The following is an 18,232-nucleotide window of genomic DNA, read 5'->3' on the forward strand; positions in this document are numbered from 1 at the left end:
CATGGCCCATCGGCATGCCCCTGTCGAGTGTTGTGGTCAGCGGCGCTTGAGCAGGATCATCTTCTCCTGCGTCATGTCGCGCATCGTGTAGGGGATGCCGCCGGTGCCATAGCCGGACACCCGTCGGCCGGCGAAGGGCATCCAGTCGGTGCGGAAGGTCGTGGGGTCGTTGACCATCACGGCGGAGGCATCGAGCCGGTTCGCGGCGCGCAGGGCCACGTCGATATCCCCGGCGAAGATACTGGCCTGGAAGGCGACGGGCAGGGCGTTGGCGCGCGCGATCGCGTCGTCGAGCTTGCTGTAGCGGTAGATCGCGACGACCGGGCCGAAGACCTCCTCGCTGGAGATGCGCGCTTCCGGATCGGGATCGATCAGTACGGTCGGCTCCAGCGTCGTCTCCGACAGGCGCTTGCCGCCGGTGGCGAGCCGCGCGCCGCCCTTCACGGCTTCGTCGATCCAGGAGGCGACGCGGTCGGCTTCCTTCGGGATGATCAGCGGCCCGACTTCGGTATCGGCCAAAGTGGGATCGCCGGTGCGCAGCTTCTTCACGCGGGCGACGAGCCGCTCGGTGAAGTCGTTGATAACAGCGTCATGGACATAGATCCGCTGCGTCGACACGCAGACCTGTCCGGCATGGTAGTAGCCGCCCTTCACGATCGGCTCGATGATCCCGTCGAGATCGGCGCTCCTGTCGACGATCGCCGGCGCGACGCCGCCATGCTCCAGCGCCGAGCGGGCGCCGTGCGCGAGCTTCGAATGCAGGTACCAGCCGACCTTGGCGGAGCCGATGAAGCTCAGGAAGGCGATGCGCGGATCGGTCGCGAACTTTTCCGCCAGCGCCGTCTCCTCGGGCACGAATGTCTGGCACCAGGCTTCCGGCAGGCCGGCCTCATGCACCAGCTTGACGAAGTCGATGCAGGAGAGCGGCGTCGTGCCGGCGGGCTTGACGATGACCGGGCAGCCGACCGCGATCGCCGGCGCGACCTGATGCACGATCAGGTTGAGCGGGTGGTTGAAGGCCGAGATCGCCGCGACGATGCCGATCGGCTCCTTGGTGGTGAAGGCCCAGCGATCGGCGGCCGCCGCCGAGAGCCCCATCGGGATCTCGCGCCCGGCGAAGTTCCTGAGTTCCTCGGCTGCGTTGTAGACGCCGTCGACGGCGCGGTTCGCCTCGACGATCGCGTCCGGCAGCGGCTTGCCGCCCTCGCGCGCGATCTGCATGGCGAAATGGTCGCGCCTTGCTTCGAGGAGGCCGGCGAGCTTGCGCAGGATCGCGATGCGCTGATGCGGCTTCAGCCAATTGTCGCGATCCTTGAAGACGGCCTGCGCCGCCTGCAGCTTGCGTTCGAGCGCGGCCTCGTCGTCGGTCTCGATCTCGGTGATCGGGGCGCGGTCATAGGCCTGAACAACCTGGAGCATGGTTTTTCTCCAAAGAGTGTCGCGGGTCATCCCGGACGGAGCGAAGCGAAGATCCGGGATCCATTCCTGAACCGTTTTTGGAAGCGCTCCGGCATGGATCCCGGGTCTCCCTTCGGTCGCCCGGGATGACCCGCGGTGAGCGATGAAGCGCGGCTTAAGCCAGATCGACGTCCGGCACCTTGTTCCGGAGTTCCTCGACGAGGACGCGGGTGTTCTCGGAGTAATCGATCGGGCAATCGACGAGGTGGACGCCACCGCCCTTGAAGGCGGCTTCCAGCGTCGGCACCAGCGCCTCGGCCGAAGTCACGCGCGAGCCCTTGGCGCCATAGGCCTCGGCATAGCGCACGAAGTCCGGGTTGCCGAAGGTCATGCCGTAATCGGGGAACTGATCGACGGCCTGCTTCCAGCGGATCATGCCATAGGCGCCGTCATTGAGAACGAGCACGACGAGGTTGAGCCCGAGCCGGACCGCCGTCTCCATCTCCTGCGAGTTCATCATGAAGCCGCCATCGCCGCAGACGGCCATGACGCGCCGCTCGGGATGCAGCATCGCCGCCATCATCGCCGAGGGCAGGCCGGCGCCCATCGTCGCCAGCGCATTGTCGAGCAAGAGCGTGTTGGCGACGTGGGTGCGGTAATTCCGCGCGAACCAGATCTTGTACATGCCGTTGTCGAGGCAGACCATGCCGTCCTCCGGCATCACCGCGCGCACGTCATGGACGAGCCGCTGCGGCGTCACCGGGAAGCGGTCCTCCTCGGCGCGGGCGTTGATCTTGGCCAGGATTTTCTGGCGCCGTTCCAGCATCTGCGTCTGTTCGGGCAGCTTGCCTTCCAGCCGGTCGGCGAGCCCCGTCATCGTGACGCCGATATCGCCGATCACCTCGGCATCGGGGTGATAGACCTGCTCGACATTGGCCGACTGGAAGCCGAGATGGATCACCTTCGGCCCGCCGGCATTGCGCATCAGGAAGGGCGGCTTCTCGATCGTGTCGTGCCCGACCGCGATGATGAGGTCGGCCGCGGCGATGGCCTCATGGACATAGTCGCCCTCGGAGAGCGCGGCCGTGCCGAGATAGAGGTTGGAGCCGCCGGTGACGGCGCCCTTGCCCATCTGGGTGTTGAAGAAGGGCAGGCCGATGCGGCGTACCGCGGCCGAGAGCGGCTCGACCAGCCGCGGCCGGTTGCCGGCGGCGCCGATCATCACCAGCGGCCGCTTGGCGGCGAGGATCATCGCAGCCGCGCGATCGAGCGGAGCCGCCGGCGCGACCGGCCGGTCGAGCGGGTGGACCGGGATCAGCGGGACATCCTCGATCTCCTCGGCTGCGACATCCTCTGGCAATTCGAGATGGACCGGGCCCGGCCGCTCCTCCATCGCGACGCGGAAGGCATCGCGCACCACGGAGGGAATGCTGGCGGGGCTGACGATCTGGCGCGTCATCTTGGTCAGCGGGCGCATCGAGGCGACGACATCGACGATCTGGAAGCGCGCCTGCTTGGCGGTCATGATCGCCTTCTGCCCGGTGAGCAGGATCATCGGCATCGCCCCGAGATGGGCATAGGCTGCGCCGGTCGAGAAATTCAGCGCGCCCGGTCCGAGCGTCGCGATGCAGACGCCGGGACGGCCGGTCAGGCGGCCATGCGTCGCGGCCATGAAGGCGGCGGCCTGCTCGTGCCGCGTCAACACCAGCTCGATCTTCGACTTGCGCAGGGATTCGACGACGTCGAGATTTTCCTCGCCGGGAACGCCGAAGACGCGGTCGACGCCCTCGTTCTCAAGCGCCTCGACCAGAAGATCGGAACCCTTCTTCATCGCCCGTGCCTTTCGCGGAGACAGCCTCGTCGAACGGCAAGGCTAGGCCTTCGACGTAGGAAGGCAACCGGGGGCGTGTCAGGGCGCGCAGCACATGGCAGTCCTGCCCGGCCGCGACTTGAAGCGCATGTTCCGATACCGGCTCAGGCCGCCTGCTTCAGCGCGATCTCGAAGGGCAAGAAGGTCACCGCGCCGCCCTGCACCGCGACCAGCGTGTTGCAGGGCAGGGCCTGCCAGCATTCGCGGGCGGCATCGACCGGCTCCGAGGCGACGACGACGCTGTCGGGCCGCTCGCAGACATAGAGGCTCGGCGGCTTCGTATCGGAGGACCAGCGGATCGCATGGATGCTGTCGCCATCGGCGAGGGCGGCGGCGCAGCGCAAGGGTTCGCGGATGCCGGCCTGCTGCATCAGCGCGAGCGCGTCCGACAGGGCGGCGGCGAGCGCCTGCCCCGGGGCCATGCCTTCCGCGAGATGGGATAGCGCGAGCAGGAAGATGGCTTCGGAGTCGGTCGTGCCGGCGCGGGCGCCGTAGAGCGAATCCGGAATCAGCGCCTCGAGCCGGCGGCGGATCGTGCCGTAGCCGCCGATCTGGCCGTTATGCATGAAGAGATAGCGGCCATGGACGAAGGGGTGGCAGTTCGCCCGCGTCGTCGCCGTGCCGGTGGCGGCGCGGACATGGGCGAAGAACAGATGCGAGCGCACCTGCCGCGCGATCGAAAGCAGATTCTCGTCGGACCAGGCGGGCCTGACCTCGCGATAATGGCCCGGCTCCGGCCGCTCGCCATACCAGCCGACGCCGAACCCGTCGCCATTGGTGCCGGTCTTGGCCTCTTCGGCATGGAGCGACTGATGGATCAGCGAGTGGCAGGGCGAGGCGACGAAATCCTCGAGGAAGACAGGAACGCCGGAATAGGCGAGGAAACGGCACATCGGCGCCTCGAATCGACGGTTGGAAGCGAGCCGGAGAATAATGTTCTCCGAAGATGAACGCGAACATAACGTTTCTTCGCCGAGGCGGCGAGGTCGGTCCCTGCACGCAATCTGCTGCTGCGAAAACAGGCAGTCGCGCACTTCGCCTTTGGTCCAATGGATAAGGCCCGCACAGTCTTGCGTGCAGCGCATCCCTCCTATACCGATCCAGCGCATAAACTGCGCATAAACACGAACCGGCCTGACATATCCGGTCCATGGCGCCTCTCGACGGGAGCGGGAATGTGAAGGGTCTCCTTGGCATCAGCCGGGTCATCGACGTGGTCAACGGCTTCATCGGCAGGAAAGTCGCCTGGCTGATCCTGATTGCGGTTATCGTCGCGGCCGGCAACGCGATCATCCGCAAGACCTTCAACTGGTCATCCAATTCTCTGCTCGAGCTGCAATGGATGCTGTTCGGCGCGGTCTTCCTGATGTGCGCGTCATGGACGATGCAGGTGAAGGAGCACATCCGCATCGACATCGTGAATGCCACGCTGCCGAAGCGCGTCCGCCAATGGATCGAACTGCTGGGTCATACGCTCTTCCTGATGCCGTTCTGCCTGCTGATCGTCTACCATTCCTGGCCGTTCTTCATGCGCTCCTACGCCATCAACGAGCAGTCGCTCTCGGCTGGCGGCCTGCCGCAATGGCCGGCCAAGGGCCTCGTCGTCATCGGCTTCGTGATGCTGACCTTCCAGGGCATCTCCGAGATCATCAAGACGATCGCGATCATGCGCGGCGATCTCGAGGACGATGAGGCGGCGCTCGGCCATGCCGCGGCAGCCGAGGCGGAAGCCCAGCGCCTGCTCGACCAAGCCAAGGAACAGGGCCTCGCCTCGTGAGCGGCCCGCAAGAAGTCCGGAACCGTCCCATGCACGCTCATCGCCTTCCGCGCGTCGCCGGCCTGCTGCTCGCGCTCACGCTCCTCGCCTTCTTCGGCCTCCATACCGGCGACGCCTTCGCGGCGGGCGGCGGCATCGGAGACTTCCTGCGCGTCAACATGGCGCCGGTGATGTTTGCCGCCCTCGTCGTCTTCCTGCTGCTCGGCTATCCCGTCGCCTTCGCGCTCGCCGCCAACGGCCTGCTCTTCGCGCTGATCGGCATCGAGCTCGGCATGTTCCAGGAGAACTTCCTCCAGGCCCTGCCCGAACGCATCTACGGCACGATGAACAACGACGTGCTGCTGGCCGTGCCGTTCTTCACATTCATGGGCCTGATCCTCGAGCGTTCCGGCATGGCCGAGGATCTGCTCGACACCATCGGCCAGCTCTTCGGGCCGATCCGCGGCGGCCTCGCCTATGCCGTGATCTTCGTCGGCGCGCTTCTTGCCGCGACCACCGGCGTCGTCGCGGCCTCGGTGATCTCGATGGGCCTGATCTCGCTGCCGATCATGCTGCGCTACGGCTATGATCGGCGCCTCGCCTCGGGTGTCATCGCGGCCTCTGGCACGCTCGCGCAGATCATCCCGCCCTCGCTCGTCCTGATCGTGCTCGCCGACCAGCTCGGCCGCTCGGTCGGCGACATGTACGAGGGCGCCTTCATCCCCGGCCTCGTGCTCTCGGCGATGTATGCCGGCTACGTCTTCCTCGTCACCATGGTCTATCCCAATCGCGCGCCCGGCCTGCCGCCGGAAGCGCAGACCCTGCGCGATGCCGACGGCAAGACGCGACGCCTGTCGCTGCTCGTCGTCGCGGTGCTCTCGCTGGCGCTGGCCTATGGCTACATGAAGCTCTTCACCAAGCTGACGGCGGGCGCCGATTTCGTCATCCTGACGATGTCACTGATGGTGGCGATCTCCTTCGTCATCGCGCTGGTCAACAAGCTCCTGGGTCTTGGCCTGCTCTCGCGCATGACCGAGCAGGTCGTCTTCGTGATGGTGCCGCCGCTGGCGCTGATCTTCCTGGTGCTCGGCACGATCTTCATCGGTGTCGCCACGCCGACCGAAGGCGGCGCGATGGGCGCCGCCGGCGCGATCCTGCTCGCCTATGGCAAGAAGCGCATGACCTTCGACCTGCTGCGGCAGGCGACGGAATCGACGGCCAAGCTCTCGGCCTTCGTGCTCTTCATCCTGGTCGGCGCGCGCGTGTTCTCGCTGACCTTCTACGGCGTCAACGGCCATCTCTGGGTCGAGCATCTGCTGGTCGGCCTGCCCGGCGGCGCGACGGGCTTCCTGATCGTCGTCAACGTGATGGTCTTCCTGCTCGCCTTCTTCCTCGACTTCTTCGAGCTGGCCTTCATCGTCGTGCCGCTGCTCGGACCGGCCGCGGAGAAGCTCGGCATCGACCTGATCTGGTTCGGCGTCATCCTCGGCGTGAACATGCAGACCTCGTTCATGCACCCGCCCTTCGGCTTCGCCCTGTTCTTCCTGCGCTCGGTCGCGCCGAAGAACGCCTACAAGGATCGTGTCACCGGCCGGATGATGGAGCCGGTCACCACCGGCCAGATCTACTGGGGCGCGGTGCCCTTCGTGGTGATCCAGTGCATCATGGTCGCGCTCGTCGTGATCTTCCCGAGCATGGTGATGCACTACAAGGCCTCGGCCGTGCAGCTCGACCAGAAGGCGATCGACAAGCAGTTCGACTCGATCCAGATCCCCGGCCTCGGCAGCACGGGCCTGCCGGGCGGCTTCGACCTGAACGCGCCGCCGGTCATCGGCACGCCGCCCAAGCCATAAGGCGGGTCGTGTCGTGACGAGAGCGGCCGGCAGGCTCATTGCAATGGCGTCACTCGCGTTCATGGCGACGCCGGGTTCAGCCTTCGCGGCGGGCGATATCGGCGGTGCCGGCATGGGGGGCGGCTGGGCCTTGCCCTTCGCCGGCATGCTGCTCTCGATCGCGCTGGGGCCCGTGCTGTTCCCGCATCTCTGGGAGCATCATTACGGCAAGTTCGCAGCCTTCTGGGCCGCGCTGACGCTGGTGCCGCTCGTCCTGCTGCGCGGCGTCGATCCGGCGCTGGGCGCGCTGCTGCACACGGCGCTGCTCGACTACATCCCCTTCATCATCCTGCTCTTCGCGCTCTTCACCATCGCGGGCGGCATCCTGATCTCGGGCAACCTGCACGGAACGCCGGCGACCAACACGGTGCTGCTGGCGATCGGTACGGCACTGGCGAGCTTCGTCGGCACGACCGGCGCCTCGATCATCATGATCCGGCCCGTGCTGCGCGCCAATGACGACCGGCGCTTCAACGTCCATGTCGTCGTCTTCTTCATCTTCCTGGTCTCGAATATCGGCGGCTCGCTGACGCCGCTCGGCGACCCCCCGCTCTTCCTCGGCTTCCTGCGCGGCGTCGACTTCTTCTGGACCACGACGCATCTGCTGCCCGAGACGGCTTTTGCGGTCGCCGTACTGCTCGCCCTGTTCTACGCGCTCGACAGTTGGTTCTTCCGCAAGGAGGAGGGCTTTCCGAAGCTCAAGGACCCGACGCCGGATCGTGCCATCAAGCTCTGGGGCAAGGTCAATATCCTGCTGCTGGCCGGCGTCATCGCCGCGATCCTGATGTCGGCGAACTGGAAGCCGGGCGTGGCCTTCACCGTCCATGGCGTTCCCGTCGAGGGCCAGAACCTGTTGCGCGACGTCGCCCTGCTCGTTCTCGCCGGCCTCTCGCTCAAGCTCACGCCCGGCCCGGTCCGCGCCGGCAACGAATTCTCCTGGGGGCCGATCAAGGAGGTCGCCAAGCTCTTCGCCGGCATCTTCATCTGCATCATCCCGGTGCTGGCGATGCTGCAGGCGGGCAAGAACGGCGCCTTCGCTTCGCTGGTTGCGCTGGTCAGCAATGCCGATGGCAGCGCCAATACGATCGCCTATTTCTGGCTGACCGGCATGCTCTCGTCCTTCCTCGACAACGCGCCGACCTATCTCGTCTTCTTCGAGCTGGCGGGCGGCGATCCCAGGGCGCTGATGACGACGGGGGCGCTGACGCTGGCGGCGATCTCGGCCGGCGCGGTCTTCATGGGCGCCAACAGCTATATCGGCAACGCCCCGAACTTCATGGTCTACGCCATCGCCAAGGACCGGAAGGTGAAGATGCCGAGCTTCTTCGGCTATATGCTCTGGTCCGGCGCGATCCTGATCCCGCTCTTCGTGGTGCAGACGGTCCTGTTCTTCCGGTAAAGGAAGGGCGTCATCCCGTGCGCGCCGCAGCATGCAATGCTGCTGCGCAGACACGGGACCGTCCGACGAAAGAGGCGCTTCCTCTGCGCGCTCGGAAAAGGTGCCCTATCCTGCCGCCGGTCCCGTGTCTGCGCAGCGGCACTTCGCGCCGCAGCGCGCACGGGATGACAGCGGTGGTCACTGCCGCCCGGTCGGCACGCCCTCCCGGATCTTCTCGGAGAAATGCGGATCGTCCGGCGAGATGCTCCGCGCGTGTTCGCTGATGCTGCCGAGGCGGGTGAGTTCCGCGAGCGGAATGTCCTGCCGGATCGCGCCGGTATCCCGGAGATAGCTCGGCAGATAGCCGGAGAGCAGCACGCGCGGATCGGTCGGCAGCGGAAACCGCCAGCCCGGCGTCACCGTCCCCGCGAGATGATAGACCACCGTCGTGCAATTGGTCGTCAGCGTGTTGTACCAGCGCGGCTTGGCGGCCAGCGCGTTGATGTCGTCGACATAGGCGAGGAACAGGCCGCGCGCCTGCGCCGCTCCGGCGCTGAGCCGGTAGAGGCGGACGTCCTCCCGCCTCGCATGGGTCCGCAGCGCCACGATGTCGCGCTCGTCGGCGGCGACATAGGCCATCTCGTACCTGCGGAAGAAGCCGGCCAGCGCCGACCACTCCTCGCCCTTCTCGCGCCGGACCTCGATCGAGAAGGTCAGTGGCACGGCATCCGTGAAGGTGAAGCTCACCAGCAGATGTGCGATCGCCTCGCCCGACCAGTAGCTCAGGAAGATGTCGGCGCCGCTGAGCTTCGACAGGTCATAGCGCCGGGTCTCCCAGCGCTGGTCGTAATCCGTCTCCGAGCGCCAGCGGAAATCGCGAAGATTGGAGACGGTGATCGCCTCGCCTTCGCGCGCGATGATGGGCAGCCGCGCGAGTTCGGGAATCCAGTCGCGGTCATGCGAGGGCTGGAGGCTGCTCCACCAACCGAGCAGGCCGACGAAGACCATGGCGAAGCCGAACGACAGGCGCGCATCGCTGGTCCAGATGCCGACCAGCCCAGCGAGCGCGGCGATGCCAAAGCCGATCGCCGCGACGATTCCCGTCGTGCCCGTCAGGCGGAACAGCAGGAAGCCCACGCTCCAGGCGGCGGCGCCGAGAATAACGAGGGTGAGGAGAAGTTTCAGCACAATGAAAAAGAGGCGGCTCATGGCCGCCTCTCGTAGCATAGTCTGGAGAGTTTGACCTCAGGCGGCGAGCGAGCTCGTCGGTGCGGCGGCCTTCACGGCGTCATCGACATGGTCCTCGAACTTGGCGAAGTTCTTGGCGAACATCTCGACGAGGTTCTTGGCTGTCTCGGCGAAGGCGGCCTTATCGGCCCAGGTCTTGACCGGGTACAGGATATGCGGCTCGACGCCGGGCACCGAGGTCGGCACCGCGAAACCGAAATAGGGATCGCGGCGGAAGTCGGCGCGGTTGAGCGAGCCGTCGAGCGCCGAGGAGAGCAGGCGGCGCGTCACGCGGATCGGCATGCGCCGGCCGGTGCCGTATTTGCCGCCGGTCCAGCCGGTGTTCACCAGCCAGCAATCGACATGATGCTTGGCGATGAAGTCACGCAGCAGGTTGGCGTATTCCGACGGATGCCGCGGCAGGAAGGGCGAGCCGAAGCAGGTCGAGAACTCGGGTTCGACGCCGGTCAGCCCGCGCTCCGTTCCGGCGACCTTGGCGGTGTAGCCGGAGAGGAAGTGGTACATCGCCTCGGCCGGGGTCAGCTTGGCGATCGGCGGCATCACGCCGAAGGCGTCGGCGGTCAGCATCACGATGTTCTTCGGGATGCCGGCGCGGCCGGTGCGCGAAGCGTTGGGAATGAAGTCGAGCGGATAGGCCGAGCGGGTGTTCTCGGTCTTGGTCTGGTCGTCGAAATCGACCTCGCGCGTCAGCGGGTCCATGACGATGTTCTCGAGCACCGTGCCGAAGCGCAGCGAGGCCGCGTGGATCATCGGCTCGGCCTCGGCCGAGAGACGGATCGTCTTGGCGTAGCAGCCGCCCTCGAAATTGAAGATGCCGTCCTTCGACCAGCCATGCTCGTCGTCGCCGATCAGCGTGCGCTCGGGATCGGCCGAAAGCGTGGTCTTGCCGGTGCCGGACAGGCCGAAGAAGATCGCGGAATCGTCCTTGGAGCCGACATTGGCCGAGCAGTGCATCGGCACCACGCCCTTGGTCGGCAGGACGTAGTTCAGATAGGTGAAGACCGACTTCTTCATCTCGCCGGCATAGGCCGAGCCGCCGATCAGCACGATCTTGCGGGTGAAGTCGATGGCGACGACGGTCTCGCTGCGGCAGCCATGGCGCTTCGGATCGGCCTTGAAGCTCGGCAGATCGACGATCGTCATCTCCGGCACATAGGCGTTGATCTCGTCGCGCGGCGGGCGGATCAGCAGGTTGCGGATGAACAGCGAGTGCCAGGCCATCTCGGTGAAGACGCGGGCCTTGACGCGATGGACGGGGTCGGCGCCGCCATAAAGATCCTGCGCGAAGAGCTCCTTGCCCTCGGCATGGGCGAGGAAGTCGCCGAGCAGCGTCTCGAAATGCTCAGGCGACATCGCCTGGTTGTTCTCCCACCAGACGGTGTTCTCGGTCAGCGCGTCGCGCACCGTGAACTTGTCCTTCGGCGAGCGGCCGGTATGGGTGCCGGTATCGGCGCAGAGCGCGCCGCCGCGGGCGAGCCGGGATTCGCCGCGGTCCAGCGATTCCTCGTAGAGCTGCGGCGCATCCAGGTTCCAGTGCACGGCCTTCAGCTTGCGGAAGCCGAAGCCCTCGGCGCCTTGGGCGGCGTTGAACTGACCGATATTGTCCACTGAATTCCTCCGGAGGCCGCCATGCTCTCGGCGGCCCGTTGTCTTCACGAATGCGCATGGGCCGGTGGCAGGGCCCGGGCGTCGAAGGCGAGGCCGTGAGGCCACGATGGGTCTTTACGGCGATGCGGCCTTTCGCTCAAGTCATTGAAAAGACCTGATGACCTTGCGTCGGCTCCTAAATCGATTGAATTTCAACCTGTGGTAAATGGCCGCGCGGTCCCGCGGCCGTTCTGTTTCCAAGGCGATTTTCGGGGTGTCACGCGGCCTGGGTGCGCGCTTTCGTGGCAAGTTCCGCCAGGACGCGCCTGAGGCCGCCGGGGCCGTCCACCGAGGCCGGGAACGGCAGGCGCAGCGTCGCGCTGCCCAGTGCCATATCGAGTCCGTCTGGGTCGAGCCCGATGGCACGCCAGTCTCCGGCCTTGGCGCCGAGCAGCCCCGTCGCATAGAGGCCGACCGCGTCGGCATGGTCCTCGTTCATATGCGCGACGGCGCCGGCCTCGACCTCCGCAAGCGCCGCGGCATGGGCAGGGTCGCTCATCAGGTCGGCCGGCGTCGGCGCAAAGGCGCGGGCGAAGCCGCCATTGAGGCTGGCCCCTTCGATGTCGAGGGCGAAGAAGGCGAAATCCGGGAAATCGGCATAGAGCGCCGATTTCGGCTGGCGCGCGAGATAGCGGCGGCGGATGCGGGCGCCGTCCTCGCTCTCGCGCTCGATCTTGCGCGCGCGGACCTTCAACGTGATCCGCGCATGGGCGAGCGGATCGCCCTTGCCGCCGGGCGAGATCAAGAGCGAAGCGCGCGGATCGCCTGCGATGTTGGCGGTGTGGGCGGCGAGGCCCGAGATCAGGATGACCGGGGTGCCGTCGATGTCGGTGGCGAGCCCGACGAGGCTCGCGGAGGGGTGGCCATCGGGGCCGAGCGTGGCCAGAGCGGCGGAGCGCGCCTCGCGCAGCAGGGCCTTGGCCTCCGCACGGACCGCCTCGTCCATCGGCTGAATTACGTCTTTGGCGGCCTTGGCCATGGAACCTCACTCCGATTTCCGGCCTGTGATACGGGGTCATAGGCAAATCGCCACGCCCCGGCTAGATTGCCGCCATGCTTTGGCCCCTCTCACGCGGGAGGGGAACCCTGTATTGCAACGAGAACAAGAGACGAAAGCCTTATGCCAACGATTGCGCTGGTCGATGACGACCGCAACATCCTGACATCGGTTTCGATCGCCCTCGAGGCCGAGGGCTATCGCATCATGACCTATACGGACGGTGCCTCGGCCCTCGACGGGCTGAAGCAGAACCCGCCCGATCTCGCGATCTTCGACATCAAGATGCCGCGCATGGACGGCATGGAGCTGCTGCGGCGGCTGCGTCAGAAATCCGATCTCCCGGTGATCTTCCTGACCTCGAAGGACGAGGAGATCGACGAGCTCTTCGGCCTGAAGATGGGCGCCGACGACTTCATCCGGAAGCCGTTCTCGCAGCGCCTGCTGGTCGAGCGCGTCAAGGCGATCCTGCGCCGTGCCGGCGCTAAGGACGCGACTGCCGCTCCCCGCACCGAGGATGCCAAGGCGCTGGAGCGCGGTCTGCTGCGCATGGATCCGGAGCGTCATACCTGCACCTGGCGCGGCGAGCCGGTGACGCTCACCGTCACTGAGTTCCTGATCCTGCAGTCGCTGGCGCAGCGTCCGGGCGTGGTGAAGAGCCGCAACGCCCTGATGGATGCGGCTTATGACGACGAGGTCTATGTCGACGACCGCACCATCGACAGCCACATCAAACGCCTGCGCAAGAAGTTCAATCAGGTCGATGCCGATTTCGACATGATCGAGACCCTCTACGGCGTGGGCTATCGCTTCAAGGAAGTCTGAGGCTGGAACATTTTCGAGCGAAGCGGGTGCCGGTTCGCGTGAAGAACCGCAGGTCCGCGTCAGCGAATATGCGATAAGGCCGAAGACTTCGAAGGCGCGCGTGCCGGATTAGCCGCCGCCGTCATCCCGAGCGGAAAGCAAGCCGCAGCTATGGCAACCGTCGATAACGAGGCTAGAGCGTCCGCGCCGCCCGCCGGCTGGCGCGCCGTGCTGCGTCGCCGCATCGGCATCGCCTGGCGGCGCCTGGCGCGCGCGATCTCGCTGCGCGCCGCCTCCAGCCTGACGCGACGCATCCTCGTCCTCAATCTCGGCGGGCTCGTCGCGCTGCTGATCGGCTTCCTCTACCTCAACCAGTTCCGCGAGGGGCTGATCGAGGCGCGCGTCCAGAGCCTGCTCACCCAGGGCGAGATCATCGCCGGCGCGATCGCGTCCTCCGCGACGGTCGAGATCGACACGATCACCATCGATCCCGACAAGCTGCTGCAGCTCCAGGCCGGCGAGAGCGCCGGCATCGCCGAGGACCCGCTCGATTTCTCGATCAATCCCGAGAAGGTCGCGCCGCTGCTGCGCCGCCTGGTGACGCCGACCAAGACCCGTGCGCGGGTCTATGACAAGGACGGCATGCTCACTATCGACTCGCGCAGCCTCTATTCGCGCGGCGACGTGCTGCGCCTGGATCTGCCGCGCGTCGGCGAGCCTGACGAGCCGCCGCTGCTGGAGCGCACCTGGAACATGCTGCGCAACCGCCTCGGCAAGGCGGATGTCCCGGCCTATGACGATTTCGAGAATGCCAACGGCAAGTCCTATCCGGAGGTCGCTCGCGCTCTGAACGGTGCGCCCGCGAGCGTCGTGCGCGTCAACACCCGCGGCCAGACCATCGTCTCGGTCGCCGTGCCCGTGCAGCGCTTCCGCACGGTGAAGGGCGCATTGCTGCTCTCGACGCAAGGCGGCGACATCGATGCGGTGATCGCCGCCGAGCGCTTCGCGATCTTCCAGGTCTTCGCCGTCGCGGCCGGCGTGATGATCGTGCTCTCGATCCTGCTCGCCGGCACCATCGCCGAGCCGATCCGCAAACTCGCGGACGCCGCCCAGCGCGTGCGCCGCGGCGTCAAGTCGCGCGAGCAGATCCCGGATTTCAGCAGCCGGCATGACGAGATCGGCCATTTGTCCGGCACGCTGCGCGACATGACCAAGGCGCTCTACAGCCGCATCGAAGCGATCGAGAGCTTCGCGGCCGATGTCGCGCATGAACTGAAGAACCCGTTGACCTCGCTGCGCAGCGCCGTTGAAACCTTGCCGCGCGCCAAGACGGACGATGCCCGTGGCCGGCTGATGGCGGTGATCCAGCACGATGTCCGCCGGCTTGACCGGCTGATCTCGGACATCTCCGACGCCTCGCGGCTCGATGCCGAGTTGGCCCGCAACGATTCCGCCCCGGTCGACGTCGCGCAGGTGCTCGGTGCCGTCGTGACGATCCAGAACGAGACGCGGCGCGAGGGGCAGCCCAAGATCGAACTCAGCAGCGACCGGCGGAGCCAGCGCCTCGGCGACGACGCCTTCCTCGTGCTCGGCCACGATTCCCGGATCGGCCAGGTCCTGGTCAATCTGATCGACAATGCCCGCTCCTTCTCGCCGGCCGACAAGCCGGTGAAGGTCATGCTCTCGCGCGTCGCCAACGACGTGCTGGTCACCGTCGAGGACGAGGGGCCGGGCATCGAGCCGCACGCGCTGGAGCGCATCTTCGAGCGCTTCTATACCGACCGCCCGAACGAGGGCTTCGGCCAGAATTCCGGCCTGGGCCTTTCGATTTCGCGCCAGATCGTCGAGGCGCATCGCGGCACGATCCGGGCCGAGAACCGCCTGGGGCCGATCGGCCCGGATGGCGAGGCACAGCGCCTCGGCGCCCGCTTCATCGTCTGCCTGCCGGCAGCCTATACCCATGCGGCCTGAGGCCGGGATGGCCGCGATGCCCATGCGAGAGCGAACCCGTATCCACGCGACCGTCATCGCTGTCGGCGAAGCCGGCATTCTGATCCGCGGCGCTTCGGGCACCGGCAAGTCCACGCTCGCGCTTGCGCTGATCGCTTTGGCCTCGCAGGCGGGCCGCTTCGCTAGGCTCGTCGCCGACGATCGCGTGGAGCTTGTAGCAAAGGGCGGGCGGCTGCTGGCACGGCCCGTCGCGCCGCTGGAGGGGATCGTCGAGCGGCGTGGGCTCGGCCTCACGCCCGAGCCGCATACGGGCGCGATCGTGGTCCGGCTCATCGTCGATCTGGCTGCCGAGGAGCCGGCGCGGATGCCGGAGCCGGAGGATCTCGTCGACAACCTCGCCGGCATCGACCTCCCGCGCCTGCGCATGACGGGGCGCGCCGGCGACGAGAGACTTGCGTTGAACGCGCTGGACTTATTCACAGAGGCCGAGCGCTAACCACGATTTCGACAAGTTTGACGGTCGACGGCTTGCGTATACCGCGCTCCTGACGCATAAACCGCGACCTTGTCCGGGCGCTTGTGGCGCTCTCCGGTGCTGGATTGAATGATCGGACTGGTCCTCGTGACGCATGGGCATTTGGCGACGGAGTTCCGCGCTGCGCTCGAACACGTCGTCGGCCCCCAGAATAACCTCGCCACCATCGCCATCGCTCCCGATGACGACATGGAGAGCCGCCGCCGCGACATCATCGCGGCCGTCGAGCAGGTCGAGACCGACCGCGGCGTCATCATTCTCACCGACATGTTCGGCGGCACGCCCTCGAACCTGGCGATCTCGGTGATGGAGCCGGGCCGTATCGACGTCGTGGCCGGCGTCAACCTGCCGATGCTGATCAAGCTCGCCAGCGTGCGCGAGGAGAAGACCCTCGACGAAGCCGTCACCAGCGCGCAGGATGCGGGACGGAAATACATCACGGTCGCCAGCCGCGTGCTGGCCGGCAAGTAACGACGCCGAGAGGGGCGGATGGACGAAGACTGCGACTGCCCCGAAGTCGAAATCCCCAACGGCGCGCTCTACGGCGAGTTCGAGATCGTCAACAAGAAGGGGCTGCACGCCCGCGCCACGGCGAAATTCGTGCAATGCGCCGCGCGCTACGAGGCCGACATCACGGTCAGCCGCTGTGGCGAGACGGTGGGTGCGACCTCGATCATGGGCGTCCTGACGCTCGGCGCCGGCATCGGTTCGACCATCACCATCGTCGCCAAGGGCGCCGAGGCGAAGCCCGCGCTCGATGCGCTCGCGGCCCTGATCGCCGACAAGTTCGGCGAGGGGGAATAGGCCCATGCCGACGATCTTCGGCTGGATCGAGATCGTCGCCGGAATTGTTTCGCTTCTGCTTGTTGGCTGCTTCTTTATCGAGCTTCTGCGCAGCCGGATATCGTTACGGCGCTTGCGCGGCAGCGGGTGGCTTTGACGTATCCAATCTGACTTGCGTCAATCATATAAAGACATCTTTATATCTTTGATTGCCATCCGCTCCGTGCGCTGCTAGAGAGCGCGCCATCATTCAGGCTGAGCGATTGGAGCCCCCCGTGTCGGATTACATCGTCAAGGACATCTCGCTTGCGGATTTCGGCCGCAAGGAAATCAACATGGCCCAGGACGAGATGCCGGGCCTGATGGCGATCCGCGCCGAGCACAAGGGCAAGGCCCCGCTCAAGGGCGCCCGCATCGCCGGCTGCCTGCACATGACCATCCAGACCGCCGTGCTGATCGAGACCCTGAAGGAACTCGGCGCCGACGTGCGCTGGTCCTCCTGCAACATCTTCTCGACCCAGGACCATGCCGCCGCCGCGATCGCAGCGTCCGGCACCCCGGTCTTCGCCATCAAGGGCGAGACGCTGGAGGAATACTGGGAGTACGTGCTGAAGACCGCGACCTGGGGCGACGGCGGCACGCCGAACATGATCCTCGACGATGGCGGCGACCTGACCATGCTGATCATCCTCGGCGCAGAGGCCGAGGCCGGCAAGGCCGAGTTCCTGGACAAGCCGGGCAATGAGGAAGAGACGATCTTCTTCAAGCTGATCAAGCGCGAGCTCAAGGCCAATCCGGGCTGGTTCACCAAGACCCGCGCCGCCATCAAGGGCGTTTCGGAAGAGACCACGACGGGCGTGCACCGCCTGTACGAGCTGGCCAAGGCCGGCCGCATGCCCTTCCCGGCGATCAACGTGAACGACAGCGTCACCAAGTCGAAGTTCGACAACCTCTATGGCTGCCGCGAGTCGCTCGTGGACGCCATCCGCCGCGGCACCGACGTCATGATGTCGGGCAAGGTCGCGGCCGTCGCCGGCTATGGCGACGTCGGCAAGGGCTCGGCCGCCTCGCTGCGTCAGGCCGGCTGCCGCGTGCTCGTCACCGAGATCGACCCGATCTGCGCCCTGCAGGCGGCGATGGAGGGCTATGAGGTCGTCACCATGGAGGACGCCGCTCCGCGCGCCGACATCTTCGTGACCGCCACCGGCAACCTCGACGTCATCACCGTCGAGCACATGCGCGCGATGAAGCACCGCGCCATCGTCTGCAACATCGGCCATTTCGACTCGGAGATTCAGGTCGCCGGCCTGAAGAATTTCAAGTGGGATAACGTCAAGCCGCAGGTCGACGAAATCGAGTTCCCCGACGGCAAGCGCATCATCCTGCTCTCGGAAGGCCGCCTGGTGAACCTCGGCAACGCGACCGGCCATCCGTCCTTCGTGATGTCCTGCTCGTTCTCGAACCAGACGCTCGCCCAGATCGAGCTGTGGAACCACCACGCCAATTACGAGAACAAGGTCTACACGCTGCCGAAGCATCTCGACGAGAAGGTCGCGGCGCTGCATCTGGCCAAGGTCGGCGCCAAGCTGACCGTGCTCAACGATGCGCAGGCCAAGTATCTCGGCCTGCCCGTGACCGGTCCGTTCAAGCCGGAACTCTACCGCTACTGACACGCGCTCAAGCGCTGACCATCGCAAGGCCCGGCGTCAGCCGGGCCTTTTTTCATGGTTGTGCCTTCCAGGAATCACTGCCGGTGGCACTACAAATTGTGTTGCTGTGGCCGGAAGCATCTACTGGTTGACGATCGCGGGCTTAAGCTCCGCTCGTCCGGAAAAACGGACGATTTACCTGGCATTAAGCACTTCCTGACGGAGTCCGGCGATGATTAGAGTGGGGCTGATTCGGTTGCCGCGATGCGCGGGCCGGAACACAGCTCTGATGTGATTGGCGTGGTGGCGAGCGTGGATCGGCCCC

Annotated in this window: 16 protein-coding genes; 10 read left to right on the plus strand and 6 right to left on the minus strand. The window is 66.1% G+C overall.

Annotated elements, in window-relative coordinates:
• Nucleotides 1-36: 36 nt before the first annotated feature.
• The 3 genes from ACODTJ_RS13175 to ACODTJ_RS13185 form a co-directional block, all read right to left on the minus strand.
• Entirely contained in the window at nt 37-1,419 is a 1,383-nt protein-coding gene (locus tag ACODTJ_RS13175) for an aldehyde dehydrogenase family protein (RefSeq protein WP_454658808.1), read from the minus strand.
• Between the two features lie 154 nt (nt 1,420-1,573).
• Nucleotides 1,574-3,229: an acetolactate synthase large subunit gene (locus ACODTJ_RS13180; RefSeq protein ID WP_454658807.1), complete on the minus strand. Its 1,656-nt coding sequence runs from the start codon at nt 3,227-3,229 to the stop codon at nt 1,574-1,576.
• Nucleotides 3,230-3,372: 143 nt separating this feature from the next.
• Nucleotides 3,373-4,161 (minus strand): class II glutamine amidotransferase, encoded by a 789-nt coding sequence (locus tag ACODTJ_RS13185; protein ID WP_454658806.1) that lies wholly within the window; start codon nt 4,159-4,161, stop codon nt 3,373-3,375.
• A gap of 284 nt (nt 4,162-4,445) precedes the next feature.
• On the opposite strand from ACODTJ_RS13185, the gene ACODTJ_RS13190 reads away from it, so the two are divergent.
• From ACODTJ_RS13190 to ACODTJ_RS13200, 3 genes are all read left to right on the plus strand, one after another.
• Nucleotides 4,446-5,045: a TRAP transporter small permease subunit gene (locus tag ACODTJ_RS13190; protein ID WP_454658805.1), complete on the plus strand. Its 600-nt coding sequence runs from the start codon at nt 4,446-4,448 to the stop codon at nt 5,043-5,045.
• Between the two features lie 158 nt (nt 5,046-5,203).
• The gene (locus ACODTJ_RS13195; RefSeq protein ID WP_488849108.1) at nt 5,204-6,877 is read left to right on the plus strand and encodes a TRAP transporter large permease; all 1,674 of its coding nucleotides are present in this window, start codon (nt 5,204-5,206) and stop codon (nt 6,875-6,877) included.
• A gap of 43 nt (nt 6,878-6,920) precedes the next feature.
• A complete protein-coding gene (locus ACODTJ_RS13200; RefSeq protein WP_454658804.1) occupies nt 6,921-8,315 on the plus strand; it encodes a sodium:proton antiporter in 1,395 nt (464 codons plus the stop codon).
• A gap of 177 nt (nt 8,316-8,492) precedes the next feature.
• On the opposite strand, the gene ACODTJ_RS13205 is transcribed toward ACODTJ_RS13200, so the two are convergent.
• The 3 genes from ACODTJ_RS13205 to ACODTJ_RS13215 all read right to left on the minus strand — a co-directional run bounded on the left by ACODTJ_RS13205 (nt 8,493) and on the right by ACODTJ_RS13215 (nt 12,168).
• The gene (locus tag ACODTJ_RS13205) at nt 8,493-9,503 is read right to left on the minus strand and encodes an Lnb N-terminal periplasmic domain-containing protein (RefSeq protein ID WP_488849028.1); all 1,011 of its coding nucleotides are present in this window, start codon (nt 9,501-9,503) and stop codon (nt 8,493-8,495) included.
• 36 nt (nt 9,504-9,539) lie between these two features.
• Entirely contained in the window at nt 9,540-11,150 is a 1,611-nt protein-coding gene (locus ACODTJ_RS13210) for a phosphoenolpyruvate carboxykinase (RefSeq protein WP_454658802.1), read from the minus strand.
• Between the two features lie 256 nt (nt 11,151-11,406).
• The gene (locus tag ACODTJ_RS13215; protein ID WP_454658801.1) at nt 11,407-12,168 is read right to left on the minus strand and encodes a HugZ family pyridoxamine 5'-phosphate oxidase; all 762 of its coding nucleotides are present in this window, start codon (nt 12,166-12,168) and stop codon (nt 11,407-11,409) included.
• A gap of 141 nt (nt 12,169-12,309) precedes the next feature.
• On the opposite strand from ACODTJ_RS13215, the gene ACODTJ_RS13220 reads away from it, so the two are divergent.
• From ACODTJ_RS13220 to ahcY, 7 genes are all read left to right on the plus strand, one after another.
• Nucleotides 12,310-13,011 (plus strand): response regulator, encoded by a 702-nt coding sequence (locus ACODTJ_RS13220; protein WP_454658800.1) that lies wholly within the window; start codon nt 12,310-12,312, stop codon nt 13,009-13,011.
• 150 nt (nt 13,012-13,161) lie between these two features.
• On the plus strand, nt 13,162-14,961 hold the full coding sequence (locus ACODTJ_RS13225) for a stimulus-sensing domain-containing protein (RefSeq protein ID WP_454658799.1): 1,800 nt from the start codon (nt 13,162-13,164) through the stop codon (nt 14,959-14,961).
• 16 nt (nt 14,962-14,977) lie between these two features.
• On the plus strand, nt 14,978-15,436 hold the full coding sequence (locus ACODTJ_RS13230) for an HPr kinase/phosphorylase (protein WP_454658798.1): 459 nt from the start codon (nt 14,978-14,980) through the stop codon (nt 15,434-15,436).
• Nucleotides 15,437-15,544: 108 nt separating this feature from the next.
• A complete protein-coding gene (locus tag ACODTJ_RS13235; RefSeq protein WP_454658797.1) occupies nt 15,545-15,946 on the plus strand; it encodes a PTS sugar transporter subunit IIA in 402 nt (133 codons plus the stop codon).
• Between the two features lie 18 nt (nt 15,947-15,964).
• A complete protein-coding gene (locus ACODTJ_RS13240; protein ID WP_454658796.1) occupies nt 15,965-16,279 on the plus strand; it encodes an HPr family phosphocarrier protein in 315 nt (104 codons plus the stop codon).
• Nucleotides 16,280-16,283: 4 nt separating this feature from the next.
• Nucleotides 16,284-16,415 carry a hypothetical protein gene (locus ACODTJ_RS13245; protein WP_454658795.1) on the plus strand — a complete coding sequence of 44 codons (132 nt, stop codon included), beginning with the start codon at nt 16,284-16,286 and terminating at the stop codon, nt 16,413-16,415.
• A 106-nt stretch (nt 16,416-16,521) separates the two neighbouring features.
• Nucleotides 16,522-17,928 (plus strand): adenosylhomocysteinase, encoded by a 1,407-nt coding sequence (ahcY, locus tag ACODTJ_RS13250; protein ID WP_454658794.1) that lies wholly within the window; start codon nt 16,522-16,524, stop codon nt 17,926-17,928.
• Nucleotides 17,929-18,232: the final 304 nt, after the last annotated feature.

This window comes from Allobosea sp. FG18 (assembly GCF_057809495.1).